Annotated in this window: 18 protein-coding genes, 1 pseudogene and 1 riboswitch; of the genes and pseudogenes, 18 read left to right on the top strand and 1 reads right to left on the bottom strand. The window is 50.1% G+C overall.

Features of this window, described 5'->3' with window-relative positions:
• Nucleotides 1–184 precede the first annotated feature (184 nt).
• From O3C43_14360 to O3C43_14285, 16 genes and pseudogenes are all read left to right on the top strand, one after another.
• Nucleotides 185–2,548, top strand: a complete 2,364-nt coding sequence (locus O3C43_14360; GenBank protein ID MDA1067673.1) for a copper-translocating P-type ATPase — start codon at nt 185–187, stop codon at nt 2,546–2,548.
• A gap of 19 nt (nt 2,549–2,567) precedes the next feature.
• On the top strand, nt 2,568–3,725 hold the full coding sequence (locus O3C43_14355) for a hypothetical protein (protein MDA1067672.1): 1,158 nt from the start codon (nt 2,568–2,570) through the stop codon (nt 3,723–3,725).
• Nucleotides 3,726–4,192: 467 nt separating this feature from the next.
• A pseudogene (locus O3C43_14350) lies at nt 4,193–6,513 on the top strand (DNA methyltransferase).
• Between the two features lie 40 nt (nt 6,514–6,553).
• Nucleotides 6,554–7,336 carry an HNH endonuclease gene (locus tag O3C43_14345; protein ID MDA1067671.1) on the top strand — a complete coding sequence of 261 codons (783 nt, stop codon included), beginning with the start codon at nt 6,554–6,556 and terminating at the stop codon, nt 7,334–7,336.
• A gap of 217 nt (nt 7,337–7,553) precedes the next feature.
• Complete coding sequence (locus tag O3C43_14340; GenBank protein ID MDA1067670.1) at nt 7,554–8,777, top strand: transcriptional regulator; 1,224 nt, start codon at nt 7,554–7,556, stop codon at nt 8,775–8,777.
• Nucleotides 8,778–8,955: 178 nt separating this feature from the next.
• Nucleotides 8,956–9,600 (top strand): RhuM family protein, encoded by a 645-nt coding sequence (gene rhuM / locus O3C43_14335; GenBank protein ID MDA1067669.1) that lies wholly within the window; start codon nt 8,956–8,958, stop codon nt 9,598–9,600.
• Between the two features lie 132 nt (nt 9,601–9,732).
• Entirely contained in the window at nt 9,733–12,912 is a 3,180-nt protein-coding gene (locus tag O3C43_14330; GenBank protein MDA1067668.1) for an HsdR family type I site-specific deoxyribonuclease, read from the top strand.
• Complete coding sequence (locus tag O3C43_14325; GenBank protein ID MDA1067667.1) at nt 12,912–13,595, top strand: SprT family zinc-dependent metalloprotease; 684 nt, start codon at nt 12,912–12,914, stop codon at nt 13,593–13,595. Before O3C43_14330 ends, O3C43_14325 begins: the two co-directional genes overlap by 1 nt.
• A gap of 212 nt (nt 13,596–13,807) precedes the next feature.
• Nucleotides 13,808–15,433 carry a GMC family oxidoreductase gene (locus tag O3C43_14320; GenBank protein ID MDA1067666.1) on the top strand — a complete coding sequence of 542 codons (1,626 nt, stop codon included), beginning with the start codon at nt 13,808–13,810 and terminating at the stop codon, nt 15,431–15,433.
• A complete protein-coding gene (locus O3C43_14315) occupies nt 15,430–15,852 on the top strand; it encodes a hypothetical protein (GenBank protein MDA1067665.1) in 423 nt (140 codons plus the stop codon). The genes O3C43_14320 and O3C43_14315 overlap by 4 nt, the downstream gene beginning before the upstream one ends.
• A 70-nt stretch (nt 15,853–15,922) precedes the next feature.
• A riboswitch (adenosylcobalamin (AdoCbl) riboswitch) is annotated at nt 15,923–16,058 on the top strand.
• A gap of 80 nt (nt 16,059–16,138) precedes the next feature.
• A complete protein-coding gene (locus tag O3C43_14310) occupies nt 16,139–18,007 on the top strand; it encodes a TonB-dependent receptor (GenBank protein MDA1067664.1) in 1,869 nt (622 codons plus the stop codon).
• Nucleotides 18,008–18,045: 38 nt separating this feature from the next.
• Nucleotides 18,046–19,125, top strand: a complete 1,080-nt coding sequence (locus O3C43_14305) for an ABC transporter substrate-binding protein (protein MDA1067663.1) — start codon at nt 18,046–18,048, stop codon at nt 19,123–19,125.
• Nucleotides 19,126–19,403: 278 nt separating this feature from the next.
• Complete coding sequence (locus O3C43_14300) at nt 19,404–20,468, top strand: iron ABC transporter permease (protein ID MDA1067662.1); 1,065 nt, start codon at nt 19,404–19,406, stop codon at nt 20,466–20,468.
• A gap of 11 nt (nt 20,469–20,479) precedes the next feature.
• Complete coding sequence (locus tag O3C43_14295; protein MDA1067661.1) at nt 20,480–21,493, top strand: ABC transporter ATP-binding protein; 1,014 nt, start codon at nt 20,480–20,482, stop codon at nt 21,491–21,493.
• Nucleotides 21,494–21,506: 13 nt separating this feature from the next.
• Nucleotides 21,507–22,091, top strand: coding sequence for a cob(I)yrinic acid a,c-diamide adenosyltransferase (locus O3C43_14290; GenBank protein MDA1067660.1), 585 nt, complete (start codon nt 21,507–21,509; stop codon nt 22,089–22,091).
• On the top strand, nt 22,084–22,368 hold the full coding sequence (locus O3C43_14285; GenBank protein ID MDA1067659.1) for a hypothetical protein: 285 nt from the start codon (nt 22,084–22,086) through the stop codon (nt 22,366–22,368). The genes O3C43_14290 and O3C43_14285 overlap by 8 nt, the downstream gene beginning before the upstream one ends.
• A 15-nt stretch (nt 22,369–22,383) precedes the next feature.
• Here the strand turns inward: O3C43_14285 and O3C43_14280 are convergent, their stop codons facing one another.
• Complete coding sequence (locus tag O3C43_14280) at nt 22,384–23,100, bottom strand: zinc metallopeptidase (GenBank protein ID MDA1067658.1); 717 nt, start codon at nt 23,098–23,100, stop codon at nt 22,384–22,386.
• Nucleotides 23,101–23,646: 546 nt separating this feature from the next.
• Here O3C43_14280 and O3C43_14275 point away from each other — a divergent pair.
• Together O3C43_14275 and O3C43_14270 are read left to right on the top strand one after the other, a co-directional pair.
• The gene (locus tag O3C43_14275; protein MDA1067657.1) at nt 23,647–24,738 is read left to right on the top strand and encodes a glycosyltransferase; all 1,092 of its coding nucleotides are present in this window, start codon (nt 23,647–23,649) and stop codon (nt 24,736–24,738) included.
• Entirely contained in the window at nt 24,735–25,265 is a 531-nt protein-coding gene (locus tag O3C43_14270) for an NAD(P)-dependent oxidoreductase (protein MDA1067656.1), read from the top strand. Before O3C43_14275 ends, O3C43_14270 begins: the two co-directional genes overlap by 4 nt.
• Nucleotides 25,266–25,342 lie beyond the last annotated feature (77 nt).

The following is a 25,342-nucleotide window of genomic DNA, read 5'->3' as shown; positions in this document are numbered from 1 at the left end:
TGAGCGAACATCCTCAGTATGGGTGATGTCACTGCGTTCGGTACTATTCGGCAGCAAGCTACCTCCTACACCTCGTATCGCTTATCTATATGTAAGCGGTAGCTTGCTGCCGATCTCCGCGATTTCAAACTTTCACTTCGGTAGAGATCTGAGTCTCAATCATAACAATCTTATTTTGCCACACATGAAGACGCCAAACGAGAAGGACGAACCTTCTTCCTGTCACGAATCAGGAGAGCCATCCGCAGAATCTGAACATGCGTGCTGCCATCACGGGCACGACCATCACGAGAAAACAATCGATACGGCTTCTGCATCCGCAAAGTACTTTTGCCCTATGTGTGCGGGGGTGGAATCGGACAAACCCGGAGACTGCCCCAAATGTGGTATGCGCCTAGAGCGTAATCCGGCTTACCGGGAAACCGCCAAAACCATCTACACCTGCCCAATGCACCCGGAAGTGCAGCAGGATCATCCCGGCCAATGTCCCAAATGCGGGATGAATCTGGAGCCGATGTCACCGGTGGATTCGGAGGACGAAGAAAACAAGGAGATCCGTTCACTCGCCATCAAGTTCTGGTTCGGGCTCGCCCTGACCATTCCGGTATTTCTCCTCGCATTCGGAAGCATGTTGCCTGGGATATCTCTGGAGAAGCTTATCCCGCGCTCCTTCGGAAAATGGATAGAATTTATACTGGCAACGCCGGTCGTATTTTGGGCGGGTGGCATGTTTTTCGCCCGAGGCTGGCGATCCATCGTCAACCGCAGCCCGAACATGTTTACACTCATTATGCTTGGAGTGGGTGCCGCCTGGGGTTTCAGCGCAGTTGCGGTTGTCTTTCCCGAAATATTTCCGGAGTCATTCAGAATGCACGGTGAAGTGGGGCTCTATTTCGAAGCCGCGGCAGTCATCACCGTATTGGTTCTCCTGGGACAATGGTTGGAAGCACGGGCCCGTAGCAGCACCAACAAAGCTATAACGAATTTACTCAACCTCGCGGCGAAAACGGCTCACCGGATTGTCGATGGAAAAGAAGAGGATGTTCCCCTGGAAGACCTGGTCAAGGGCGATAGCGTCAGGGTCAAGCCTGGTGAAAAAGTGCCGATCGATGGCTCCATTATTGAAGGCCGCAGCACTATCGACGAATCCATGATAACCGGAGAACCCATCCCGGTTAAGAAATCAATCGGTGACAAAGTAATTGGTGCCACGATCAATCAAACAGGAAGTTTCACCATGAAAGTGGAAGCCACCGGATCGGAAACAATGCTATCACAGATCGTGCATAGCGTGTCAGAGGCCCAACGCAGCCGCGCACCGATCCAGAAACTGGCGGATAAAGTTTCGGCCTATTTTGTTCCGGCAGTTGTTATAACTTCCCTGGTGACTTTTACCATTTGGGCGTTCTGGGGACCTGCCCCGGCATTGGCCTACGCCATTGTGAATGCGGTGGCTGTAATAATAATCGCCTGTCCTTGTGCCTTGGGATTGGCCACACCCATGTCGATCATGGTGGGAGTGGGAAAAGGAGCTCAACAAGGCATACTCGTTAAGAATGCGGAAGCGATTGAGAGGACTGAAAAAGTCACCCACCTCATCACCGACAAAACGGGCACCCTGACGGAAGGCCGACCCAGGGTCGTTGAAATCCTTCCGGCCGAAGGGGTCAGTCTGGATGAGGTTCTCATCCTCGCGGCGGCAGTCGAACAACACTCCGAACATCCGCTGGCCAGGGCAGTCTTGGAAAAGGCAAAATCAGAAGGGCTGGAAGTGTCCCAGGCTGATGAATTCGAAAGTTCCACCGGAGGCGGTGTGACAGCCACAATCGGAAGCGATCAGATACAGGTTGGAAAGTTAGATTTTCTGCTGGAATCGGGGATGAAAAATAAAACCACCCTGGCCGACCAGGCTGCCACTTTGCAGGCCAAAGCAAACACGGTGATTTGGGTCGCACGTAACCATCTCATCATTGGCATTATCGCCATTGCCGATCCGATCAAGTCCAGTTCGCTCAAGGCCATCCAATCCCTGCATGCGATGGGAATCACCGTGATCATGTGCACGGGAGACAATCAAGCTACCGCCGAGGCGGTCGCAAAGGAGCTGGGCATAAACAAGGTCCACGCCGGAGTCTCCCCGGCTGACAAGCAGCGCATCGTGATGGAATTGAAAGCCCAAGGCCATCGAGTGGCCATGGCCGGAGACGGCATCAACGACGCCCCGGCCCTAGCCGCTTCAGACGTGGGAATCGCCATGGGCACCGGAACGGATGTGGCCATTGAGAGCGCGGGAATCACACTCGTGAAAGGGGATTTGCGGGGCATCGTTTCCGCATTGCAGCTGAGTCGGGCGGTGATGCGCAACATCCGGCAAAACCTGTTCTTCGCATTTGTTTATAACACCGCCGGTATTCCCCTGGCCGCCGGCATCCTCTATCCGTTTTTTGGAATTCTTTTAAGCCCGATGATCGCCGGAGCCGCCATGTCGTTCAGTTCGGTATCCGTCATTGCCAACGCTCTGAGACTCCGGAAAACTCAACTTAATTGAATCAACCAAATTTAAGTGCATGAAGAAAGTGGCCCAATTGCTCCTCCTTGGAATCTCGCTTCTCGGTGTGCTCCATTCGACCGTTGATGCCGAAACCAACGTCAAATTGTTAAAAACCCCAAACGATGGCATTCAACCGAAGGTAGTGGTGGATGCTTCCGGAACCGTTCATCTCGTGTACTACAAAGGGGACGCGCAATCCGGGAACCTCTATTACGTGCGAAAAGATTCCGGCGGAGATTTCGCTTCCCCACTCCGAATAAATTCCGTGCCGGACAGTTCGGTTGCCATGGGGACCATCCGGGGTGCGCAATTTGCGGTGGACAAGCATAAACGCATTCATGTGGTCTGGAACGGATCAAAAAATACTCAGCCTGAAAACCACCATGGCCCACCCATGTTCTATGCGCGTTTGAAAGAAGACGGTTCAGGATTTGAAGAACAACGGATCATTAGCGGTGATTGGTCGGTCGATGGAGGTGGAGCGGTCGCGGTAGATGCTTCGGGTCGCGTTTTCATATTCTGGCACTCGGGAGAAGAAGGTGCCGGGGACGCCAATCGCAGCATATTCTCCAGAATATCCAGGGATCAAGGAACCAGCTTTGGTCGCGAAAGGGTGATCAGTCCGGAAGGGACTGGTGTTTGCGGTTGTTGCGCCATGCAAGCCACCGTGGACCATCAAGATAACCTGTATGTTGTTTATCGTGCCGCACGAGAAGGGAAACAAAGGGATATCAATCTTCTGGTCTCCCAAGACGGCGGAGAACATTTCAGTGACAAGATTTTGGACAAGTGGACCCTGGAGGCCTGTCCCATGAGCAGCATGTCTTTTCATGAGACCAACAAAAGCATGCTTGTCGGATGGGAGACAGAACAGCAGGTCCGTTTTTCGCCTATTGATTTAGACAACTTGGGGACTGGAGAAGTTAAGACCCCATCGGATAAAGCCAAAAGCATGAAACATCCGGTTTTCGCCAGCTCCCCTGAAGGAGATTATATATTTGCCTGGGCGGAAGGCACCGGTTGGAAACAGGGAGGGACTGTCGCCTGGCAACCATTCGATTCTTCGGGGAAGCCAGCTGGAAGCTTAAATCGTTCAAGTGCCGAAGTACCTATGTGGAGCTTTTTGGCGGCGTACTACGATCAGTCCGAGGACACGTTCATAATCCTTCACTAAGCTTTTTTTGTTAAGGACCTTAATCAGCAATGATCCTAAAAACCACAGTTGTATGGGACAAGCGGCCTGACCGGTCTTCGCAAAGTGGCAAAGATTTTTAACGAAGGATCGAGACGCAAGCCGGAATGGATATTGTTTCAGGTCAATCCGGAAACAAAGAAAAACAGCAAAAAAACAAAACCTGAAGAGTCAGAAGATGCGTAACCTGCTGATGTTCAATTTTATTTTTTTGTTTCGTTCGTATGGATTAAACAAAACTTTCCAGCCAATTACCTGCCATTCTGGGCCTGAGCTTTATCCGATTCTTATTTGATGGTTATTTGATGAACCGCCTTTTCCGGGTGACTACTGTCACTGCTCGCCAGGCTCAAACCCTTGATTTCACTGATAATTCTCTCCGGATTTCTTATTTGATGGTTATTTGATCGAAGTCCGTTTCACCTCCCATATTTCCCGCAAGTTCCACCATGGCCCGATCCACTTCCGAACACTACGAACTCTCCGAAAACGAGAAGCGCGACCTCATCAAGCTCATCGAACAGGGTAAACCTCTCCCGGAGAAATACCGCTTCCTCCTCTTCGACGACAAACGCGAGGTCGAGCTTGTCTGGAACGGGAAGTCCCGCGAGGTCTGCACCGCCATCCTGCCTTTCCAGTCGCTTGAGCACATCGACGAACCACGCAAAGAAAAAGGGGACGAGGGGGAACTTGGACTCGGTCTTGGCGGACGGCAGATCAAGGGGTGGACCAACAAACTCATCTGGGGTGACAATAAGCTCATACTCTCTTCCCTCAAAAGCGGCGCCCTCCGTCGACAGATTGAAGATGCGGGTGGGCTGAAGCTCATTTATATCGACCCGCCCTTCGATGTCGGCGCCGATTTCAGCATGGATATCGAGATTGGCGGCGAGACTTTCCACAAAGAACCGAACCTTCTCGAACAAATCGCCTACCGTGACACTTGGGGGCGCGGCGCGGATTCCTTCATAGCCATGATTTATGAGAGGTTGATCCTCATGCGCGATTTGATGCACAAGGACGGCAGTATCTATGTGCATTGCGATTGGCGGGTGAACTCCTTTTTGCGAACCGTGATGAACGAAGTTTTCGGGCCGAATCAGTTTCAAAGCGAAATCATCTGGAAAAGAAAAGACTCAAATCGGGCGGGCACAACTCTCGCTGTAGTCACTGACACGATCCTGTTTTACAGCAAAGGTGATAGCCCCGTTTGGAATCAGCTTTATCTCGAATACTCCGAGGAACGAATCGAGAAGGCGTATTCAAACGTGGATGAATTGGGGCGCAATTACGCGCTGGCAGATTTGATGGCTCCTGGGGAACGAAAGGGAACTAAAGCAGACTACGAATGGAACGGTGTTCGCGCAAGAGCCGGTCGCCACTGGGCATACACACTTGAAAAGATGCTGGAGCTTGAAAAGGAGGGCCGCATTTTTTGGAACTCGGCTGGTGTTCCAAAGCTCAAGATGTTTCTCGATGAGTCCAAGGGCGTTCCTCTTCCAAATTTGTGGACAGACATTGCGATGATTAAAGGTGGGTTGGAGGCGGCGAATTACCCCACACAGAAACCGGAGCAACTTCTCGATCGCATCATCAAACTCAGTAGCAACGAAGGTGATTTAGTGGCGGACTTTTTCTGCGGCAGCGGCACGTCCGCCGCCGTAGCCGAAAAGCTTGGGCGCAAATGGATCGCCACCGACCTCGGCAAGTTCGGCATCCACACCACGCGCAAGCGGCTCATCCAGGTCCAGCGCGATTTGAAGTCCACAAACAAACCTTTCCGCGCTTTTGAAGTGCTCAATCTCGGCCGTTATGAACGGCAGGCCTACCTTAACGTCGGCTCGCGCCTTAGCGGCAAAAAGAAGGAGCAGGCCCTTGCCAGAAAGGAAGAGGAGTTTCGCGATCTCATCCTGAAAGCGTACCGCGCCGAGGGCTTGTCGGATCGGGCCTTTTTCCATGGCAAAAGTGGCAACCGCCTCGTCGTCGTGGGCCCCATAAACCAGCCGGTGGGCCGTTTGTTTGTGGAGGAGGTCATCACCGAATGCCGCAAGCGCGGTGCTTCCCGCGTGGACATCCTCGCGTTCGAGTTTGAAATGGGGCTTTCCCCCGCCGTATTGGATGAGGCGAGGCAGAAAGGTATCGACATCGCGCCGAAGACCATTCCGCCGGAAGTTTTCGACAAGCGCGCCGTCGACAAAGGCCAGGTGCGTTTTGCCGACGTGGCCTACGTCGAGGCCACCCCAGATACTACTCGAAGGACCCGCTCACACTCGCCGTGGAGTTGACCGACTTTTCCGTCCACTACTCCCAGGGTTTGGTGGATAGCATCACCGCCGAAATGAAGGCCGGGAAAAGTGAAGTAGCCTGCGATGCGGGCCAGCTGGTAAAAATCAGCAAGGACAAAAATGGCATAGTCACCCGCGAGGTTCTTACCAAAAATTGGACCGACTGGGTGGATTACTGGGCGGTGGATTTTAACTACGAAAGCCGCAAGGAGATCATCAAGATGGCCAAGCGCATGGGGGTGGATGGTGAGTTGCCCGGCGTGATCATGGCCGACGAAGAGTTTATCGACTTCGAGGAACGCTGGACAGGCGCCTACATCTTCGAAAACGAATGGCAGAGCTTCCGCACCCGCAAGGATAGGGACCTGGATCTCAAAACAGCCAGCCACACCTATGAAAAACCAGGCCGCTACATCATCGCTGTAAAAGTCATCGACATCTTCGGCAACGACACCATGACCCTGGTACCGGTCACTGCGGGTTGATCCGCAATAGGGAAGGCGAAAACCAATTCAATTCTTTGTTATGAATCGAGCGGAATTTTTCAACAAACTAAACGCCAAGCTTAGAAATCCATACTGGTCCTGGTGTTCGCTCCACCCAGATCGTAGGTTTGCCGTTTTCACCCTATGGGCGGACCTAATAGTTGAGAATAAAACCACTCTCACTTCGGATGATACCGAAGTTCTTAACCGGCTTGGAGGACAAGAACAGGAACGAGTCATTGACTATGTTATCGAGCACAATATCCCGGCTTTCGGTGTTATATGCCATGCCAAGGACGTGAATGCCGATCCAAGAAAAATTGATCACTTCGAAAGCGAATATCTGAATCGGCTCACGGTCACCCGGGAAAATGGTAGAGGTGTTGTAACTCACCAGAAACGTATCCATGTGTTGGATGTGATAGCCTTGGGTAAGACTGACCGTTCTGAATCTGTGTTCGATGATTTAGGTCAAAACGTGCCTGAAGGCCATCAAACTCCTGATAGAGCCACTCAGGTTGTTAGCACTATCAAGCGGGATCCCAAAGTTAGAGAGTTTGTTTTAATGCGTGCAAAAGGTTCCTGCGAATATTGCGGGTGTGAGGGGTTCTTAATGATCAATGGGAATCGGTATGTCGAAGCCCACCATATTATTGCATTGGGCAACAATGGACCAGACACCACAGATAACGTAATTGCCCTTTGTCCCATGCACCACCGACAAGCTCATTTCGGAGCAGATGCTGAAAAGTTGGAATCCAAATTCATGCTAGTTTTGAAATCTAAAACAGGAAATAATGCGGGTCGGTCTGATTATTCCTGAGTTTAGATTGCCGGAGAGTGTCATCCTTTGAGTTTGGTATACCACTTTTCCTTTATTTGGGCTTTCGAATTTTCGCCAAGGCTAGGTTGATGATTTTAACATTCCCCGGACTCTGCCTACCAGTCGGGATTCGATTTTGAGCGGTCATTTCAACTACAAAAAGTACAGTCTCCGTGTGACATTAACACTCCCTCTTCCAGCCACACAATCCCTCTAAATGAACGCACTCGAAGAGGAGTATCATTACTACATTCGCCGCTATGCCAGCACCGTCGAAGCCAGGGGCGAGATAGAACACGAATTGATAAGCCTCACCGCAAAGGTGCCGTTTGATGACCGCTTCAACCAGAGCGCAAAGCTCGAAGACCTGTCACCCCGTTTGATGAGTGAATTCCTGCGCGAAGTGGGCAGTGAGCTTGCCGACGAGGCACATGAGCTGTCGATTGAAGCCCTGGGCCGCCAGTTGAATATCGTGGGCGGACCTGCCGAAAGTCCGGTGCCGTTGAATGTGGGACTGTTGTTTTTCAACGAAGAGCCGAGGCGTTTCTTTCCCGCCACCCAGATAGATGTGGTCTATTTTCCGGAGGGGCCGGGCGGCGACCAGTTTGAAGAGAAGATCTTCGCGGGACCGCTGGCGCAAATCACCCGCGATGCGATTTCATTCATCCAGCGCAACTACCTGAAGGAAACGGTGATCAAGCACCCGGATCGTCCGGAAGCGGAACGGCTTTGGAATTTTCCCCTGGCCGCCATCGAGGAGGCGGTGGTCAATGCGGTGTACCACAGGTCTTACGAAATCCGCGAACCGGTCGAGGTGCGGATAACGGGGGAGGATCTGGTGGTATTGAGTTTCCCTGGCCCGGACCGGTCGATCAAACTGTCCGATCTGCGCAAGGGCCGGGCCGTAAGCCGCCGCTACCGCAACCGCCGCATAGGTGACTTCCTTAAAGAGCTGGACCTTACCGAAGGCCGTTCCACCGGAATCTCCAAAATAATCAAAACCATGGCCGCCAATGGCTCGCCCCCTCCCGAATTTGAGTCCGACGATGACCGCAGCCACTTCCTGATCCGCCTGCCGGTTCATGAAAAGGTGGCAGAGATTGAGGCAGAGGCGGAGAAAAACGTCGGTGAAAAGGTCGGTGAAACGTCGGGGAAAAAGGTGGGTGAAAAGGATAGTACTAGGGAAGAAACTAGGGAAGAAACGGGAAAAGGTTCGGAGAAAAGTTCGGAGAAAACTGAAAAAGGTTCGGAGAAAAGTTCGGAGAAAATTATACGTCTTCTTAGCGAGAATGGAGAATTGAGTGCAATGGATATCTCAATAATGATTGGAATCACAGCCCGCGCGGTTGAGAAGAATCTTGCGAAATTACAAAAATCAGGACGACTTCGCAGAGTGGGTCCTGATAAAGGCGGGCACTGGGAGGTCATTGAAAAGGCATGAGTAATAAAGGCACATCCGCGCAGATCCGGCTCGACGAGCGCAACCACGTCGAGAAACCACTGCATCGCGGTGTGCCAGTTCAAGGTGCGCATCCCGGGAACGCTGAGCCCCAGCTCGGCAGTCTATCATGTAAAGCCAAGCTGGGGCTTGGCGTTCCCAGGGGATCCACATTTTAACCATGCCCAACGAAATCATTTTCTATAAGACGCCGAGCGGTGAGCAACGGATCGAAGTTGTTTACCGCGATGAAAACTTCTGGATGACGCAGAAGGCGCTGGCTGAGTTATTTGGTGTGAAGCGACCCGCGATCACCAAACATCTGGGCAATATTTTCAGCTCAAAAGAACTGGTTGAGAAATCAGTATGTTCCATTTTGGAACATACTGCCGAAGACGGCAAAACATACGAAACCATCCATGAATCGGCCGATGCGGATAAGCCCCATATGGGTTTGATTACCTGGAAAGGCTCGCCGAAGGGTAAGGTTTTAAAATCGGATGTTACGGTGGCGAAGAACTATCTGAACGAACAGAATCTTCGGGAATTGAACCGGATTGTATCGGCGTACCTGGATCTTGCGGAAAATCGAGCCGAGCGGCAGATGACTATGAATATGGCGGACTGGTCCCGCTTTCTGAACAGCTTTCTGGAGTTATCGAGTTATCCCATACTTGAAGACAAAGGAAAGGTGAGTGCGTTGGAAGCCAAGCTCAAAGCCGAGGCTGAGTTCGAAGTTTTCCGTGAAACGCAGGACCGGGAATACATTTCGGACTTTGATCGCGAGGTGAAACGTCTCAAAGGAATGGATGAAGAACAAAACTGACATACCCTGGGAACGCCGAGCCCCAGCTCGGCCTTATTCACCACAGTGCCAAGCTGGGGCTTGGCGCTCCCGGAAACGAATCATCAAAACCATGGCCGCCAATGGCGGACATTGGGAGGTGATTGAAACATAATGAGCAGGAAAAACACATCCGCGCAGATCCGGCTCGACGAGCGCAACCATGTCGAGAAACCACTTCTTGATCAGCTGGCAGCCCTTGACTGGGAGATCATCGATCTGGAAATGAAGCAGCAGCCAGCTGAGAGCCATCGTACGAATTTCACCGAGGTGGTCATGTTGCCTGTTTTACGGGAACAACTGAAAGTGATCCAGCCCTGGCTGGAAGACGACCAGGTCGAGGAAGTGATCAAGCAACTGACGGCCAGTTTTCCCAGTGGCAACCTGCTACAGAACAACCAGCATGTCTTTCGCCTTTTGCTGGAAGGTACGAGTGTGTCGGAGAATCGCCAAAGCGGCGAAAAAAGCCCGACGGTAAGATTCATTGATTTCAAGCAACGGCAGAACAACCGCTTCATCGCGGTGTGCCAGTTCAAGGTGCGCATCCTGGGAACGGAGCACCACATAATCCCGGACATCGTGCTCTTTCTCAATGGCCTGCCGGTGGTGGTCATCGAGTGCAAATCACCGAAGGCGAAGGAACCCATTGCGGAAGCCATCGACCAGCTCATGCGCTACAGTGAACAACGGGGAGACAAAGGCGAAGGCAGTGCGCCGTTGTTTTATTTCAACCACTTCATTGTGTCGACCTGCCGGCAACAGGCGAAGTTTGGAACGATCACCACCCATAACGAAAAGCATTTCTACCGCTGGTCGGATCCCTTTCCCCGCTCCATCGATGAGCTGGAGCACGGCACCAGCAGCCCCAATGATCAACAGCGTCTCGTGGCGGGGATGCTGGACCACAATAATCTATTGGACCTTCTTTTGTCGTTCACCCTGTTCGGCACCAATGACAAGGGGGAACTGATCAAGATGGTCGGACGTTACCAGCAATTTCGCGCGGTTAAACTGGCGGTGAAGCGATTGCTGGATGGCAAGAATCCACGTAAGCGCAGCGGCATCGTCTGGCACACGCAGGGTTCCGGTAAATCGCTGACCATGATGTTTATGGTGCGGGAGATGTATCGCCACGCGTCCCTCTCGAAATGGAAGGTTGTTTTCGTAACGGACCGGACGCAACTGGAGGATCAGCTGAGCGAAACGAGCCAGAGTATCGGGTTCACCGTCAAGGTCGCCAACAGCATCAGGAAGCTCAAGGAGCTGCTGGCCAGTGACACCTCGGATCTGGTGATGGCGATGATTCATAAATTTCGCGAAGCGGATCTGACAGAAATCTTTCCCGAATTGAATACCAGCCCGCACATACTGGTAATGACAGACGAGGCGCACCGCTCGCAGTATTCCAAGCTGGCAGCCAATCTGGACAAGGCGATTCCCAATGCTTCGCGTATCGGGTACACCGGGACACCCATCGATAAAACAGAACGGGTATTCGGTGACTACATCGATAAATACACCATGCGCCAGGCAATCGATGACGGAGTGACGTTGGAGATCGTCTACGAGGGACGTACCCACAATGCCGAGGTAAGCGACAAGGCGGGAATGGATGCCCGGTTCGAGGATGTTTTCAGTGAATACAAACTGAATGAGCGCCTGGAAATTCTTGGTTACGGTTCACGCCGGGCTTATCTCGAAGCTGAACCGACCATTGAGGCCAAAGCCAAGGATATGGTGGAGCACTATCTCACCCACGTCTTTCCCAACGGCTACAAGGCGCAGATTGTGGCGACATCGCGTGAAGCCGCTGTGCGTTACAAGAAGCCTATCGATTCGGCTCTGGCTGATGCGATTGTCAAAATGGAAATCGCCAGTCCTGGGAGCCAAGAGTTGCAGACTTTGAAGAAGCTTAAAACGGATGTGGTTATTTCCGGGAAGCATAATGATAAGCTGCATATCAAGGCATATACTGATTCATCGAAGCAGAAGAATACGATCAAAAGCTTCAAGCTCGCTTTCGGAAGTGAGGACGAGGGAGTGAATGGCGACATGGGTATAGTCATCGTCAACAACATGTTGCTGACGGGCTTCGACGCACCGGTGGAGCAAGTAATGTATCTCGATAAAGTGATCGTCGCGCACGGACTGCTTCAGGCAATCGCTCGTGTGAACCGGGTCAGCGGTGAAACCAAAGACAAAGGGTTTGTCGTCGATTATGTAGGCGTTGGGCACCACCTCAAAAAAGCACTCGATAACTACGATGAGCGCGAGCAAAAGGAAGTCACCGCCGCCCTGAGTTTTCCAGAGGAAGAATTGCGAGAGCTCAAAGCCAGTCATGATGCGATCATTGTCCTGCTTGAACAAAATGGGCTGACAGACCTGACGGACCACGATGCTTTCTACGACATTTTCTACGACGAGGATTTGCGTTTTGAATTCATGAGCCTCTTCAAGCAATTTACCAAAAATCTGAATCTGGTTTATCCGGCCAAAGAGGCTTTGAATTTCACAGCTGACTACAATGCGCTGACGGAAATCAACGTCTTGGCGGCAAAGCATTTTCGCGACGCGCGCTTGAGTATGAAAGGAATACCTCCCAAGCTGCGCAGTATAACGGACGCGTTCCTGGTGTCACGGGGCATAGATGTGAAAGTCGAACCCATCTCAATTCTGGATGACGATTTCCAGAAGGAAGTGAAGAAGCACAAGCGAATCAAAACCTGTGCTGCGGAGATTGAACACGCCGTGCGCCATCATATCGATGTTGAACTCATGGACGACCCGCAGCTCCAGGCATCCTTTGCCGAAGCGTTGCGATTAATATTCGTGGAGTTCGCCGACAACTGGAATAAGATCTACGAAGAACTGGAAAAGCTGCGTCAACGAATAGTGAACGCTGGAAAAGAACCGGCCTACGGGTTACACCGTAAAAAGCAGCTACCTATTTACCGTATACTTAAACAGGAGATTTTTGGAGTAGATCCCCTGGATGCAGATAACCAGGCGGTGGCTGAAGGCAAAGGTAATTATGGAATGAATGGAGAAGAGAAAATCAGCCAGCTCGTCGCACTGACCCTCAACGTCTATGGCGAAATCGAACGCGAACTGAAACTAACCGGTTTCTGGGAAAGTATTCCCGCACGCAACAAACTAATCGAAGTCCTTCAAAAAATTCTGCTCCAGCCAGAGTTTTCCAAACTTCCGCAAATCGTGCAGAATCGAAAGCATATCATCAGCCGCCTGATGGAAATCGCTGAGAAGAACAATGATACCATTCTTTACGCTAGCTGATGAATATCAGTTATGAAGTCGTCCGCTCTCCCAGGCGGAAAAAGTTGAGTATCACCGTAGAACGGGATCGATCGATAATCGTCCATGCACCGAATGAAGCGACTGATGCTTCGATACGTCAGGCTGTGGAAAGTAAACGACAGTGGCTGTTTGAAAAAGTTAACCACGTCCAGAAGTATCAGGATCGCCCGCACGCTCCAGGCAAAGAAATAGCCAACGGTGAGTCCATTTTGTATCTCGGAAGTACTTACCAGATAGAGTTGGTCAAAGATAAGTTTTCCGGCATTCAACTTCTGGATAAGTTATTATTACCTGCGGCATACCAATCCAATGGGGGCGTTTTTTTGCGGAAATGGTATTTAAAGGAGGCAAATGCAAAGATACTTCCAAGAGTAATTAAACATGCCAAAGAGCTCGGTGTTACTTTCTCGGATGCCAAGATAGTGGATAATAGTTATCGCTGGGGTTCGTGCACGACGAAAGACAATGTGACTTTTAATTGGCGACTGATAAAAGCGCCCATGTTCGTAGTGGATTATATCATCATCCACGAATTGGCCCATTTACTGGAAACCAATCATACTCCGCGTTTCTGGAACATTGTTAGAGCCAAATCACCCAAAGCAGAAAAAGCGAAAACCTGGTTGAAAGAGCACGGGCACCTTTTGGAGGAAGAGATATAGGTCGAACATTTTCATTTTGTCATGGAAGGAGCAGAGTCACTCTATGAATCAAGTAGGGTCATGGAATTCGCATGCCCTGGAAATAACGAATGATACCACAGTCTGCGATTGACGTTTTTACTCCCATTTCGAGTTTGCCACCTCATGATAGAATTGCTCTCGACGGAGAGTAGTCGCCCGCAATAGCTTATGCCTTCACCCCACCCAATCACTTGGACAATCATTCTCAAACTACCCCGGACGCGTTAATTATTGGCGCTGGCCCTTCGGGTGCTGTTGCCGCCAAAAGGTTTGCCGAAGCGGGAATGAGTGTCGTGGTTTTGGAACAGGGAGATTGGCCGGACTACTCGAAAGCCCGTGCGAATTCTGCGGATTTCGAACTGACCATGGGAAGTTATTGGTCGGCCAATCCAAACCGTCGTCAGGCACCGGCTGACTATCCCATTGATGATTCCGACTCGGACATATCGGCCGTGCTTTATAACGCTGTCGGTGGGGGGACGGTTATCTACGCAGCCCATTGGCAACGCAACATGCCCTCCGATTTTCGGGTTCGATCTCTCGATGGAATTGCCGATGACTGGCCGCTAACTTACGAAGAGCTACAGCCATTTTATGAACGAGTTGAAGTGGATTTTGGGATATCCGGCCTCGAAGGAGACACAGCGTTTCCACCGGGCAAGGGACCGCCACTACCGCCAGCTCCTTTGGGTCCAATGGGCAAACGGGTCGCGCAGGCACATAACCGTCTCGGCTGGCATTGGTGGCCCGCACCCAATGCAATCGCCACGCGTCCCTATGGACCACTTAATGCATGTACCCAACGCGCGACTTGCATGTGGGGTTGTGTTGAAGGCGCAAAATCGACGGTAGACATTACCCATTGGCCACAAAATGAGAAACTCGGTGTGCGCCTCATCACGGGCGCGCGAGTTAAACGACTGGAAACCAATAGCAATGGCCTGGTAACCGGCGCGCATTATGTGGACCGGGAGGGGAAAGCGTTTTTTCAAAAGGCGGGAGTAACCGTCGTATGTGCCAACGGAATTGGAACACCACGTCTGCTGCAACTATCGGCAAATTCAAAATTCCCAGACGGCCTCGCAAACTCATCGGGTTTGGTGGGGCGGCGGTTAATGATGCACCCATTTGGAACGGTGGTTGGTTTGTTCGAGGAGGACTTGGGAAGCTCGCACGGATTCTGGGGACAAAACCTGCACTCCCTCGAATTTTACGAAACTGACGCTGATCGTGGATTCGTTCGAGGGGCAAAGTGGGGACTCCAACCCACCGGCGGGCCACTCTCGATGACACGCGCTTACCCGTGGGGAGCCGAGAACTCCATCTGGGGTGATTCTTTTCATCGGGATCTCCAACACCGCCTGAACCATTCCGCTATGTGGGGCATTATAGCAGAAGACTTGCCGGAAGAGGAGAACCGCGTCGTTCTGGATCCGGTCTTGACGGATAGCGACGGGATACCGGCTCCGAAAATCATATACCGCATGTCGGAAAACTCCGAACGTTTGATGCAGTTTCATTTGAAACGGGCCAAGGAATCGCTCGAAGCCGCCGGAGCCAGCGAAACAGTGGTTGCACCTTTAATAAGGGAGACCGGTTGGCACCTGCTCGGCACTGCGAAAATGGGCAGTGACCCAGGCAACTCTGTCGTCGATCCCTGGGGCCGGTGCCACGATATCCCCAACCTCTTTATTTTCGACGGCAGCACCTGGCCCACATCGAGCGGCATGAATCCGACGGCCACCATTGCGGCGATGGCTTTGCGCTGTGCTGAACACCTCGTTGAACAACGTCACCACCAACACGTACCGTCATGAGTTTCGAAAGTAAGGATCGCGAATTACTAGCAGCGCTCGCCGATGTGTTGATCCCAGCCGGTGATGGTTTCCCATCGGCCAGCCAGGCAGGAGTAGCCCATAAACTCCTGGACACAGTAATCGAAAGCCGCCCGGATCTAGTTAAAGGTCTCCAAGCTATTTTGAAAGCTGCAGTGGGTAGAAATCCGGTGGAATTCATGAATGAGCTGCGCGCGAACGATGAAGCTGCCTACGGGATTCTAACCGAGTTGGTGCCTGGAGCTTATTTTCTCAATGAGCAGGTTCGCGCACGTTTGAAATATGATGGCCAATCGCCGCGTCCCATTGATCCCCGCGCTGACTGCCTGGACGATAATCTCCTGCAAAGTGTGATTGACCGTGGCCCTGTATTTCGCCCTACGCCGACTGGTCAGGAATAAATTGTGTTGAAACAAAGTCCTTGCACCCTGACTGAATCCGGTTCTTGTACCAACGCTTGTTCTATAACATAATCCAATAATAGCTTACCCAGGGAACGCTGTGAGAATCAGCGACAGTCGCGCTACGGTAACAGGCCACAAGCTTGAAGTCCGAACACTGGAAGCAAAATGCACCAAGGCTTGTCGCAGAAACAAGTGGATGCTTCCAAGGCTACTCAATTGAGTAGCGACTGAAATTTCAGTGCTGGAGTCACTTAACCTGTTTCTGCGTCTGGCAGTAACATACATGACACCAGCAATACTAAATAAAAATAAAACCAGATGTTTCGCCGCTGTAGTTGCGACCCTCCTTTCTCTGGCATCTCCTGCGCGATCACAGGACGATAAATTAGAGAATGATGTGTACGATCTGAACGAATTGGTCATTGTGGCCAATAGATCAGAAGCCCGGCTCAACCAAATCGGAAGCTCCGTCGAAATACTCGATAACTACGATATAACCAAATCCGAACAATCCTTCCTCTTGGATAGCCTACGCTACGTACCGGGGTTTTACCTACGCAACAACGGAAGTCCCGGCGGCGCCTTTGGCATCACCACACGGGGACTAAACGCCAATACCCCTACGGTTCTCATTAATGGAGTTGAGGTAGACAATCCAGCTACCGGACAGATCGTCAACTTTGGAAGTCTGTTTGGTGACAACGTCACGCGTGTTGAGATTTTAAAAGGCCCGCAAAGTTCGCTCTATGGTGCGAATGCACTCGCCGGTGTCATAAGCATTCAAACGGCAGACGGTAAAACGAATCCCGGCAGCCAACTAGGTCTCAGTTACGGCGCTCACGACACCATCAACGGGAACCTGAACACTCGTGGATCGGAAGGAAAATTAAGCTGGGCGTTTAATCTGAGTCACTACGAGCACCAATTCTCGGTTCAGGATCCGAGCTTCGGTCCTGAATGGGCGGATGCTGATCGATATGAAAACACACAGGCGTCCATGAAGTTGGACTACGAGATCGACGAATCCACCTCGATTAACTTTATGGCCTATTGGTTTGATACTTTGTCGGAGTTTGATCCAGGCGATCCCAATTCACTGTTTGGGGCACCCGAGTTCGTCAACTTCTCCGAGACGACCCAGTTCTTCTCGCGTGTAGGAGGTGAGTTTCAATTGAATGAAACGTGGGATAGCTCTGCAGGGATCGCCTTTAACAACGCAGAGTCTGCCAGTGTCATCGGAGGCCGCTTTCCCAATGACGGAAAGCGCTATACCTATGATTGGAAAAACACGTTCCGTGCGACATCCAACTGGACGTTGGTTGGAGGATTGGAATACGAGGAAGAATACAATGACTCCGGGGACGGTAACCGGACCAACGGCTCCATCTTTCTGGAGAATATCATCGCAGCGACCGAAGTGCTCGACTGGACCCTGGGTGGTCGACACGACGACAACAGCGTTTACGGAGAAGAAAACACTTGGCGAACGACGTTTAGTTATCAGCTAAAGGAATTGCGCGGACGCATAAGAGGATCCTACGGCACATCCTTTCAAGCACCCTCCTTCTTCCAGTTATTCTCCAGCTTCGGCGATCCTGGGTTAAAGCCGGAATCAGGAGAAGGCTGGGACCTGGCCTACGAACAAGCACTCGTCGACGGGAAGGTTTATTTTAGCACCACGCTCTTCGGCAACGACGTGAAGGATAAAATCATATTCAGTTTCAACTCCTTCACCTATGCGAACGAGGATTTTTATGAAAGTAAGGGCATTGAAAATGCGCTTCGCTTTCAAGTTCGCAACAATGCGACAGCAACCTTGGCTTATACCTACAGCGACGCCAATTACGGAGACGGACAGGAAGCGGAAAGGGTCCCACGCAGTATTGTATCGATGGGATATGATTTCCAACCGGTGGATAAACTGAACCTGAGCACAACAGCACTTTTAGTTAGCAGCCAATACAGTACCCGGTTTTCAACAGAAAAGCAGGATGGCTACATCGTGTTTAATCTTGCCGGTCGTTATGACCTCACTGAGAGCACACAGCTCTGGGCTCGCATCGATAATCTGTTTGATGAAGACTACGAAGAAGTGGAAGGCTTTCAAACGGCAGGATTTTCTATATACGGTGGAGTCAGGTTCAACTTTTGATGATAGGTATTCTAAGATCGTTTATACAATTTTGGATCGTGATCCTCTTTGCGGGGAGCACGGTCTTGCTATATTCATATAATAAGTACGCAGAAAACTTTGAGATCGAAACCTTCGAAACCCACAGACTACTCCACATTAAAAATCCCTGGCGAGGATCGGGCGATACCCGCTACTCCTATGCCCTTGTCGACAAGGGGCGGCCGGTTCCAGAACTTCCTAAGGGAGCTCGGGTTATTCGCACACCGGTAGAACGGATTATTATCATGGCAACGGTCTATCTCGGGCCGATCCAATCCTTGGACATGTATGATCAATTAGTCGGAGCGGCTCACTTGGAACTATCGAATGATCCCTTTCTACAAGGATTGGTTGATAGCGGAAAGGTACAGGCCATACAAAGCGGGGCAAGTCTGGATCTGGAATCCATACTTCTGCTAAGACCTGACCTCATCCTCAGTTTTTCGACAGGCGAATCGCTTTACGATACACATCCCAAATTGGAACGCGCAAATCTACCGGTTGTTCTCACTTCCGGTTACATGGAGGCGGACCCGCTCGCTCGATCTGAGTGGATAAAGGCAATCGCCTCGTTTGTAAATAAGGAGGCACAAGCAGAAATTATTTTTGCGGATATTGCGGACCGTTATGAGAAGCTTAAAGAGCTCACAAGCAAGGTAGTAAACAGACCGACTGTCTTTGCCAATGCACCCTTTGCCGGCGTCTGGCATTTACCTGGTGGACAGAGCTACAACTCCCGTGCGTTTAACGACGCAGGAGCAAGCTACCTCTGGGCAGACGATTCCTCATTGGGGGGAGTTCCGCTGGATTTTGAAGTTATCCTCATAAAAGCTGCCAATGCAGATATCTGGATTAATCCTGGAAGTTACGAAACACTCGATGCTCTCCTCGGCCACGATGAACGCTTCACCGCCTTTCGCGCATTTCGTGAAGCCCAGGTATTCAACAACATTAAGCGTGTTAATAAAAACGGCGGCAACGACATGTGGGAACGCGGTATCAATCATCCCGATGAAGTCCTGGCAGACCTCATCAAGATCTTTCATCCCGAACTATTACCTGAGCATGAGTTTATCTATTACGAGCAATTGAAATAAGTTCGAAGAAAAATGGTTAAACTACGAAAAGCACTGAACTACGCGAAAAACTGGAAGCAGACTCCCTTTGAGAAGAAAATATCAACCACGAATCGACACTAATGAACACGAATAGTAGAACTGAAAAAAGGCAATATATTGAATGGAATTTCGTGTCAATTCGTGTCCATTCGTGGTTAAGGAATCCTTACAAAAACTGTACCTATCTGAGCAATCTGTGGTTAGGTTAAACTTTGGTTGCGGCTTTGCTGCTCTAAGCTTTCTGTGGTTAAATAAAAATGCCTTACCTGACTCAAGCATCACCCCAACGAACTCCACTGATAGTATTCAGCGGACTCGGGTTACTGTTACTTGCTCTGTTTGTCGCAAACGTGTCATTGGGGTCGGTGCTTTTTTCTGTGAAAGATATTTGGGGGGCACTTACCGGGAGCGAATCCGTTGATCCGATTATCAGTCAGATTGTTTTGGATTTTCGTTTACCTCAGGCGTTGACTGCTCTGCTAGCGGGTGCGGCGCTGGCTGTATCCGGATTGTTGATGCAAACTATTTTTCGAAATCCCCTTGCGGATCCCTTCGTGCTCGGCGTGAGCTCCGGCGCCAGCCTTGGTGTGGGAATCGTGTTGCTCGCAGTGGCACCCGCGGGAGTGGCATTGACAGAAAACCTGGGTCTATCCGGTCACGTTCTTGTTGTCGTCGCATCTACGATGGGTTCAGGGGCGGTTCTATTAATTATTCTACTTTTGGCACGACGAATGGATGTCATGTCACTTCTCATTCTTGGCCTCATGATCAGTTATGCCGTTGGGGCTGTGGTCAGTATTCTGATGTTCTTTAGCATGCCAGAGAAACTGCAATCGTTTTTGACCTGGTCGTTCGGGCAATTCGGGAATGTCACCTGGAGCCAGATGCCGGTTTTCATGCCTCTATTAATAATCGGTGGCGGGCTGTGCCTCTTCATTTCAAAACCCCTGGATGCCCTGTTGCTGGGAGAGGAATACGCACAGAGTTTGGGGACGAACGTAAAGAGAATCCGTTATTTAAGTCTGGCGGTTGCATCCGTTCTAGCAGGCACTGTTACCGGCTTTTGCGGGCCCATCGGATTTCTGGGAATTGCGGCACCCCATCTCTGTCGCTTTCTCTTTCAAACCTCCCAACATCGATTGCTGATTCCTTCGACCTTGATCATGGGAGCGTGCCTCGCTTTGGCGGCTGACCTGATCGCCAAAGCGCCTGGATTTGATACGGTCCTACCGTTGAATGCGATTACAGCGCTCTTCGGAGCTCCGGTCATCATTATAGCGTTGGTTAAGCAACGAAACCTCCAGAACTTGTTCGGCAAATGAGTTACGGGACGATGCCCATTCTAGAAACATTCGGATTATCGATCGGGTATGAAAGCCGAAAGGGTGGCAATAGTATCGTGGCAAAGGGGCTCAATCTCTCTCTAAACCGAGGCAAGTTCATTTGTCTTCTCGGTCCCAATGGAGCAGGGAAATCCACCTTGATTCGCACCCTCGCCGGCATTCAGCCCGCCTTGAAAGGTGAGGTTCGACTGTCAGGATCGCCAATCGAGAAAATTGCACCACGCACAAGAGCCAAAACGATAAGCCTTGTACTAACTCAAGCCATGCCACCGGGTATATTCAGTGCCTATTCCATGGTAGCCCTCGGGCGACATCCTCACACCAACTGGAATGGACATTTAACGAGTGAAGATCGGGAGAAGATTGATTGGGCGATCAATGAAGTGAGAGCCGAAAAGCTGGCTTCGCGTCAATTTTCAGAACTAAGTGATGGTGAGAAACAGAAAGTGATGGTTGCACGGGCGCTGGCCCAGGAGGCGCCGCTCATGCTGCTCGACGAGCCCACCGCCTACCTGGACATTCTCAGACGGGTTGAACTCATGCGAACCTTACGAAGCCTGGCGCATCAACAACAGATGGCCATTCTTCAATCCACCCATGACCTGGACCTTGCCCTAAGATGCGCAGATGAACTGTGGCTGTTTTCTGAATCAGGAGACATCACAAAAGGGACACCGGAAAGCCTGGCACTCAATGGGCGCATGGCTGAAGTATTCGGAAGCAGCGAGCTGGAGTGGGACTTGAATCAAGGATCTTTCCACATGCACGAGGACCCTTGCCAATTTGTAAGGTTGGAAGGAAACGGGCCCGAATTACTTTGGACCACGCGAACCTTAGGTCGACTGGGTTTTGGTATCGCAACAGCAGGGCGTGAAAGTGCATTTTCGATAGCAATTGATAAAACCGGATCTTCAGCGGTTTGGAAAGTTTCCCGGGAAAACAATCAGACAAATTTCGAATCGCTGGAAAATCTGACCCAGTGGATTGAAGGACTTAACTCCTAAAGAATAAGAAAGCATGAAAGGTAATATTTCAACACGCACAGGCGACAAAGGAACAACCGGGATAGCGGGCGGAGTAAGGGTATCCAAGAGCAACATACGCATCCATTGTTTGGGAGATTTGGATGAAGCGAACAGCTTCTTAGGATTGCTTCGAACCAAACTTCCCAACGACCACGATTGGCACAATCCACTTAGGCAGATTCAAACGGACATGATGAATCTCATGAGTCATGTGGCTACTCCGACCAGTTCACAGAAACCTCCCTCGGTACCCTTACCCGAAAAAGCCTCAGAGCGTATGGAGGATTGGATGGGGGAGATAGAAAAATCACTCGACAGCGTTACCGAGCACTTCCTACTTCCAGGGGGAACTGAAATTTCTGCCCTTTGCCACGTAGTCAGAACCATCGTCCGTCGGGCTGAAAGAAACCTGGCTGAGCTTAATGCAAGTGATCCCATTCATCCCAGTATCCTCCAATTTATCAATCGCCTCTCCGACCTGTTGTTTAAACTGGCACGTCAGGAAATTCATCGCTCCGGCGCGGTAGAAGAACGTTGGCATTTATTTCGATCCGAAAGCCACGTTGATAATGACTGACCTCAGATTAGTAGAGGTCGATCCCGATAAAATCATAGTGTTGCCCTGTGGTTGGGATATTGATAAAACCAGATCTGAAATGGATCAGGCCCTTCAGGATGCTACCTGGCAATCACTGAGAGCTGTTCAAACCGGTGAACTGTATATTACCGATGGAAATCAATTCTTCAACCGCCCAGGACCCAGGATTGTTGAATCTGCAGAAATCCTCGCAGAGATTGTTTATCCCGAGTTGGCAGATTTCGGACACCGAGGCTGTGGCTGGGAAAAGTACTAGACTTGAGGTGGGGAACTAGTCCCTTCCACGTAGTGCAATCAAATAGATTAAATTCAATAAGGACCCGGCAAACGCGGCAACATAAGTCAATCCGGCGGCGCTTAATGTCGCAGCAACTCCAGGAGCTTCATCTGCATAAATAATGCCCAAGCGATCCAGCTCGCGTTTGGCACGGGCAGTTGCGTCAAATTCGACGGGTAAGGTTACCAAATGGAACAGGGTTAGAAGCGCATAAATGATGATACCTATGTCGATCGCCAATCCCCAAGGTAAGAGCCTGAGGAACAATCCACCGATCATTATGATTGGCAAAAAACTGGCGGCGATGTTTACCACCGGTGCCATCGTTTGGCGAACGGTCATCATGGAGTACCCCACCTTGTGCTGGATAGCGTGACCCGCTTCATGAGCAGCCACACCTATTGCCGCAAGGCTTGAGCCATGGTAGTTGTGATCACTCAGAGCCAACCTTCTGTTGACCGGATCGTAGTGGTCAGTAAGCACACCGGGAACACGGACAATCTCGACATTGGTAATACCCGCCTTGCGCATGACAGCCTCCGCAGCCTCATAACCGGTTATGCCTCCGCGAGATGGAATTTTGGAATATTTGTTATAGGCAGATTTAACTTTCATCTGCGCCCACATCGCGAATGCAAAGGCGGCTATGAAAAGGAGGATGCCGGTTCCTCCCGGCAAAATAATAAATGCAAATTGAGATGAAAAGGTCATATTAATTCAGGTTGGTTTTCTGTATGATAATACACAAGCAAAGGAGGTTCCAATTCAATAAAAGATTCTTAGAAGTTATAACTCGTTGCAATAGAACTATTATCGAGAGTCCTAAGCTCGAAGCGCATGGGTTCCGGATTCAGTTATTGTCTCAAATAATCAAAGGAAGAGTCCTTTTGTCCCTAGAGCTGGTTGTTGATCCATAGGTGATAACCCGTTCCCCGGGGTTAAGGAAAAGTTGGACGATTTTAGTTTTCCCACTAAAATGCATCGGTGAAAAAAATGTTTCTTTTAGCAATTGTAATCATTCCATTAGAAATCCTTACCCAATCGACCTGACATTGGCCCTTATTCAACCTGTCAACCGAAGTATAGAAGGAAGCATCAATACTTCACCTATTCCATTCCAATCAACCATTTCATAAAGTGATCGTATTTCATCCACTCTTTGCCGCGGAGAAAGGTAGCAAGCATCCACCCTCCCTTTTCGAATTACAAAACCGATACTTCAGATACTGCCGTGAAAAGGAGTGAGACAGAATAATAATGAACGCTTCAACATTTGACCGATTATTGTGGAAATTCCGGCCGTTTAAAAAAGTCCACTTAAGGTGGTGGCTTGAGTTGAAGTGGCGCAATTTGTTCACCAAGAAAATAAAGGTGGGGTTCGGTCATTTGCATACGGACGAGACGACTTTGACAAATCGGAAATGGCATATTGATCCCATCGTAAATGGAATAAATAAATATAGTGATCGGTATGTAGCCGACATCTTTTTTCCCTGCGAATCGCTTTCCCGATTCGATATCATCGTCATGCTGAAACATATCGAATTCATAACCGAACCAGAAATCGTGAAGTTGAAACAGGCAGGGAAAAAGATTCTATTTAACATCAGTGATAATCCATCCAGCTGCGAATTAAATTACGAAACAACTACCTGGTTTCTGGATTCGCTAGACGCTCTTCTTCTTCTCAACCCTCTTCAGGGTGAAAACCTTTCCCAATATGCCCATAAATTTCGCTCAATTTCTCCGCCCATTATTGATGACCGTCACAAGCAAGATTATTCTGAGTCTTCGATGGTGAAGATATTTTGGGACGGATTCGCGGACAATTTGTATACACTGGATCGCTTAATTCGCATCGTAAAAGAAGTGGCCCAACATACTTCGGTGAAAATCGAAATGTTGATAAACTCGAATATTCCCGAGCGGGACGATGGGAATGTGAAGTATAGAGCCTGGAATATCAAAACCTGGCGAAGTCGCATGCTGGAGTGCGATATCGGTGCATTGATTAAGCCAATGGACGATAGACGACAGCAAAAGAAACCTCCCACAAAGCTGATCACTTATATGAGTGGTGGATTGCCCGTGATCTGCACTCCATCCGGCTCTGATAAAACAGTCATGGAACACGGTAAAACGGGTTTCTACGCCTACACAGACGAAGAATGGTTTCACTACCTGAAATTGTTAATTGAAGATGTACAACTGCGGGAACGGATTGGACGGGCCGCCCGTGAATACGCCTTATCGAAATACAGCATTGAGATGGTTACGAACCAATACACATCCATTTTCGACGGGTTAATGAAAGGCCCCGTTCTAAACCCCTTGCGACAAACAGCATGAAAAAAATACTGGTTACTGGGAGCAGTGGAACAGTGGGTACAGCTGTTTGTTCTGCATTGCTGGAAAGAGGTTATTCGGTAATCGGTGTCGACCTGAAACAAAACCATCATAGCGCAGAAGTACAAAAGCACACCCTGCTTGTAGACATGCGAGAGAGGGAACAGGTTTTTAGCCAACTATCCAAGGACTGTGACGCGATCATTCACCTGGGAGCAAATGCCCGGGTACCCCATTCCGTGAAGAACCCTACCCTGGCCAGAGATAATATTGAAGCTACATTCAATATGCTGGAGCTCGCTCGCCAAATTCCCGGTTGTGCCTTTATTTTTGCATCGTCGAAAGATGTCTATGGAAACCATAGCTCAACCAAAGAGGACTCCGTTCAAATTGAATACTGCGAAAGCCCCTATGGCGCTTCCAAAATCGCGTGTGAAGCCCTCGTCTTTGCTTATCAAAAAAGCTACGAGATCCCCTTTTCGATCCTGAGATTGTCAAACGTATACGGACGTTTCCGCCGCGTTTTTTAGTTTTTGTCCTAAAATCGAGTTCAATTACACTACATACAATTGGCCTGTATTTTTATTTTTTTGTTAACTGATGGTTG

Source organism: Verrucomicrobiota bacterium (genome assembly GCA_027622555.1).
In the GTDB taxonomy this organism is placed as follows: domain Bacteria; phylum Verrucomicrobiota; class Verrucomicrobiia; order Opitutales; family UBA2995; genus UBA2995.
This window is presented reverse-complemented; position numbering and strand designations above follow the sequence as displayed.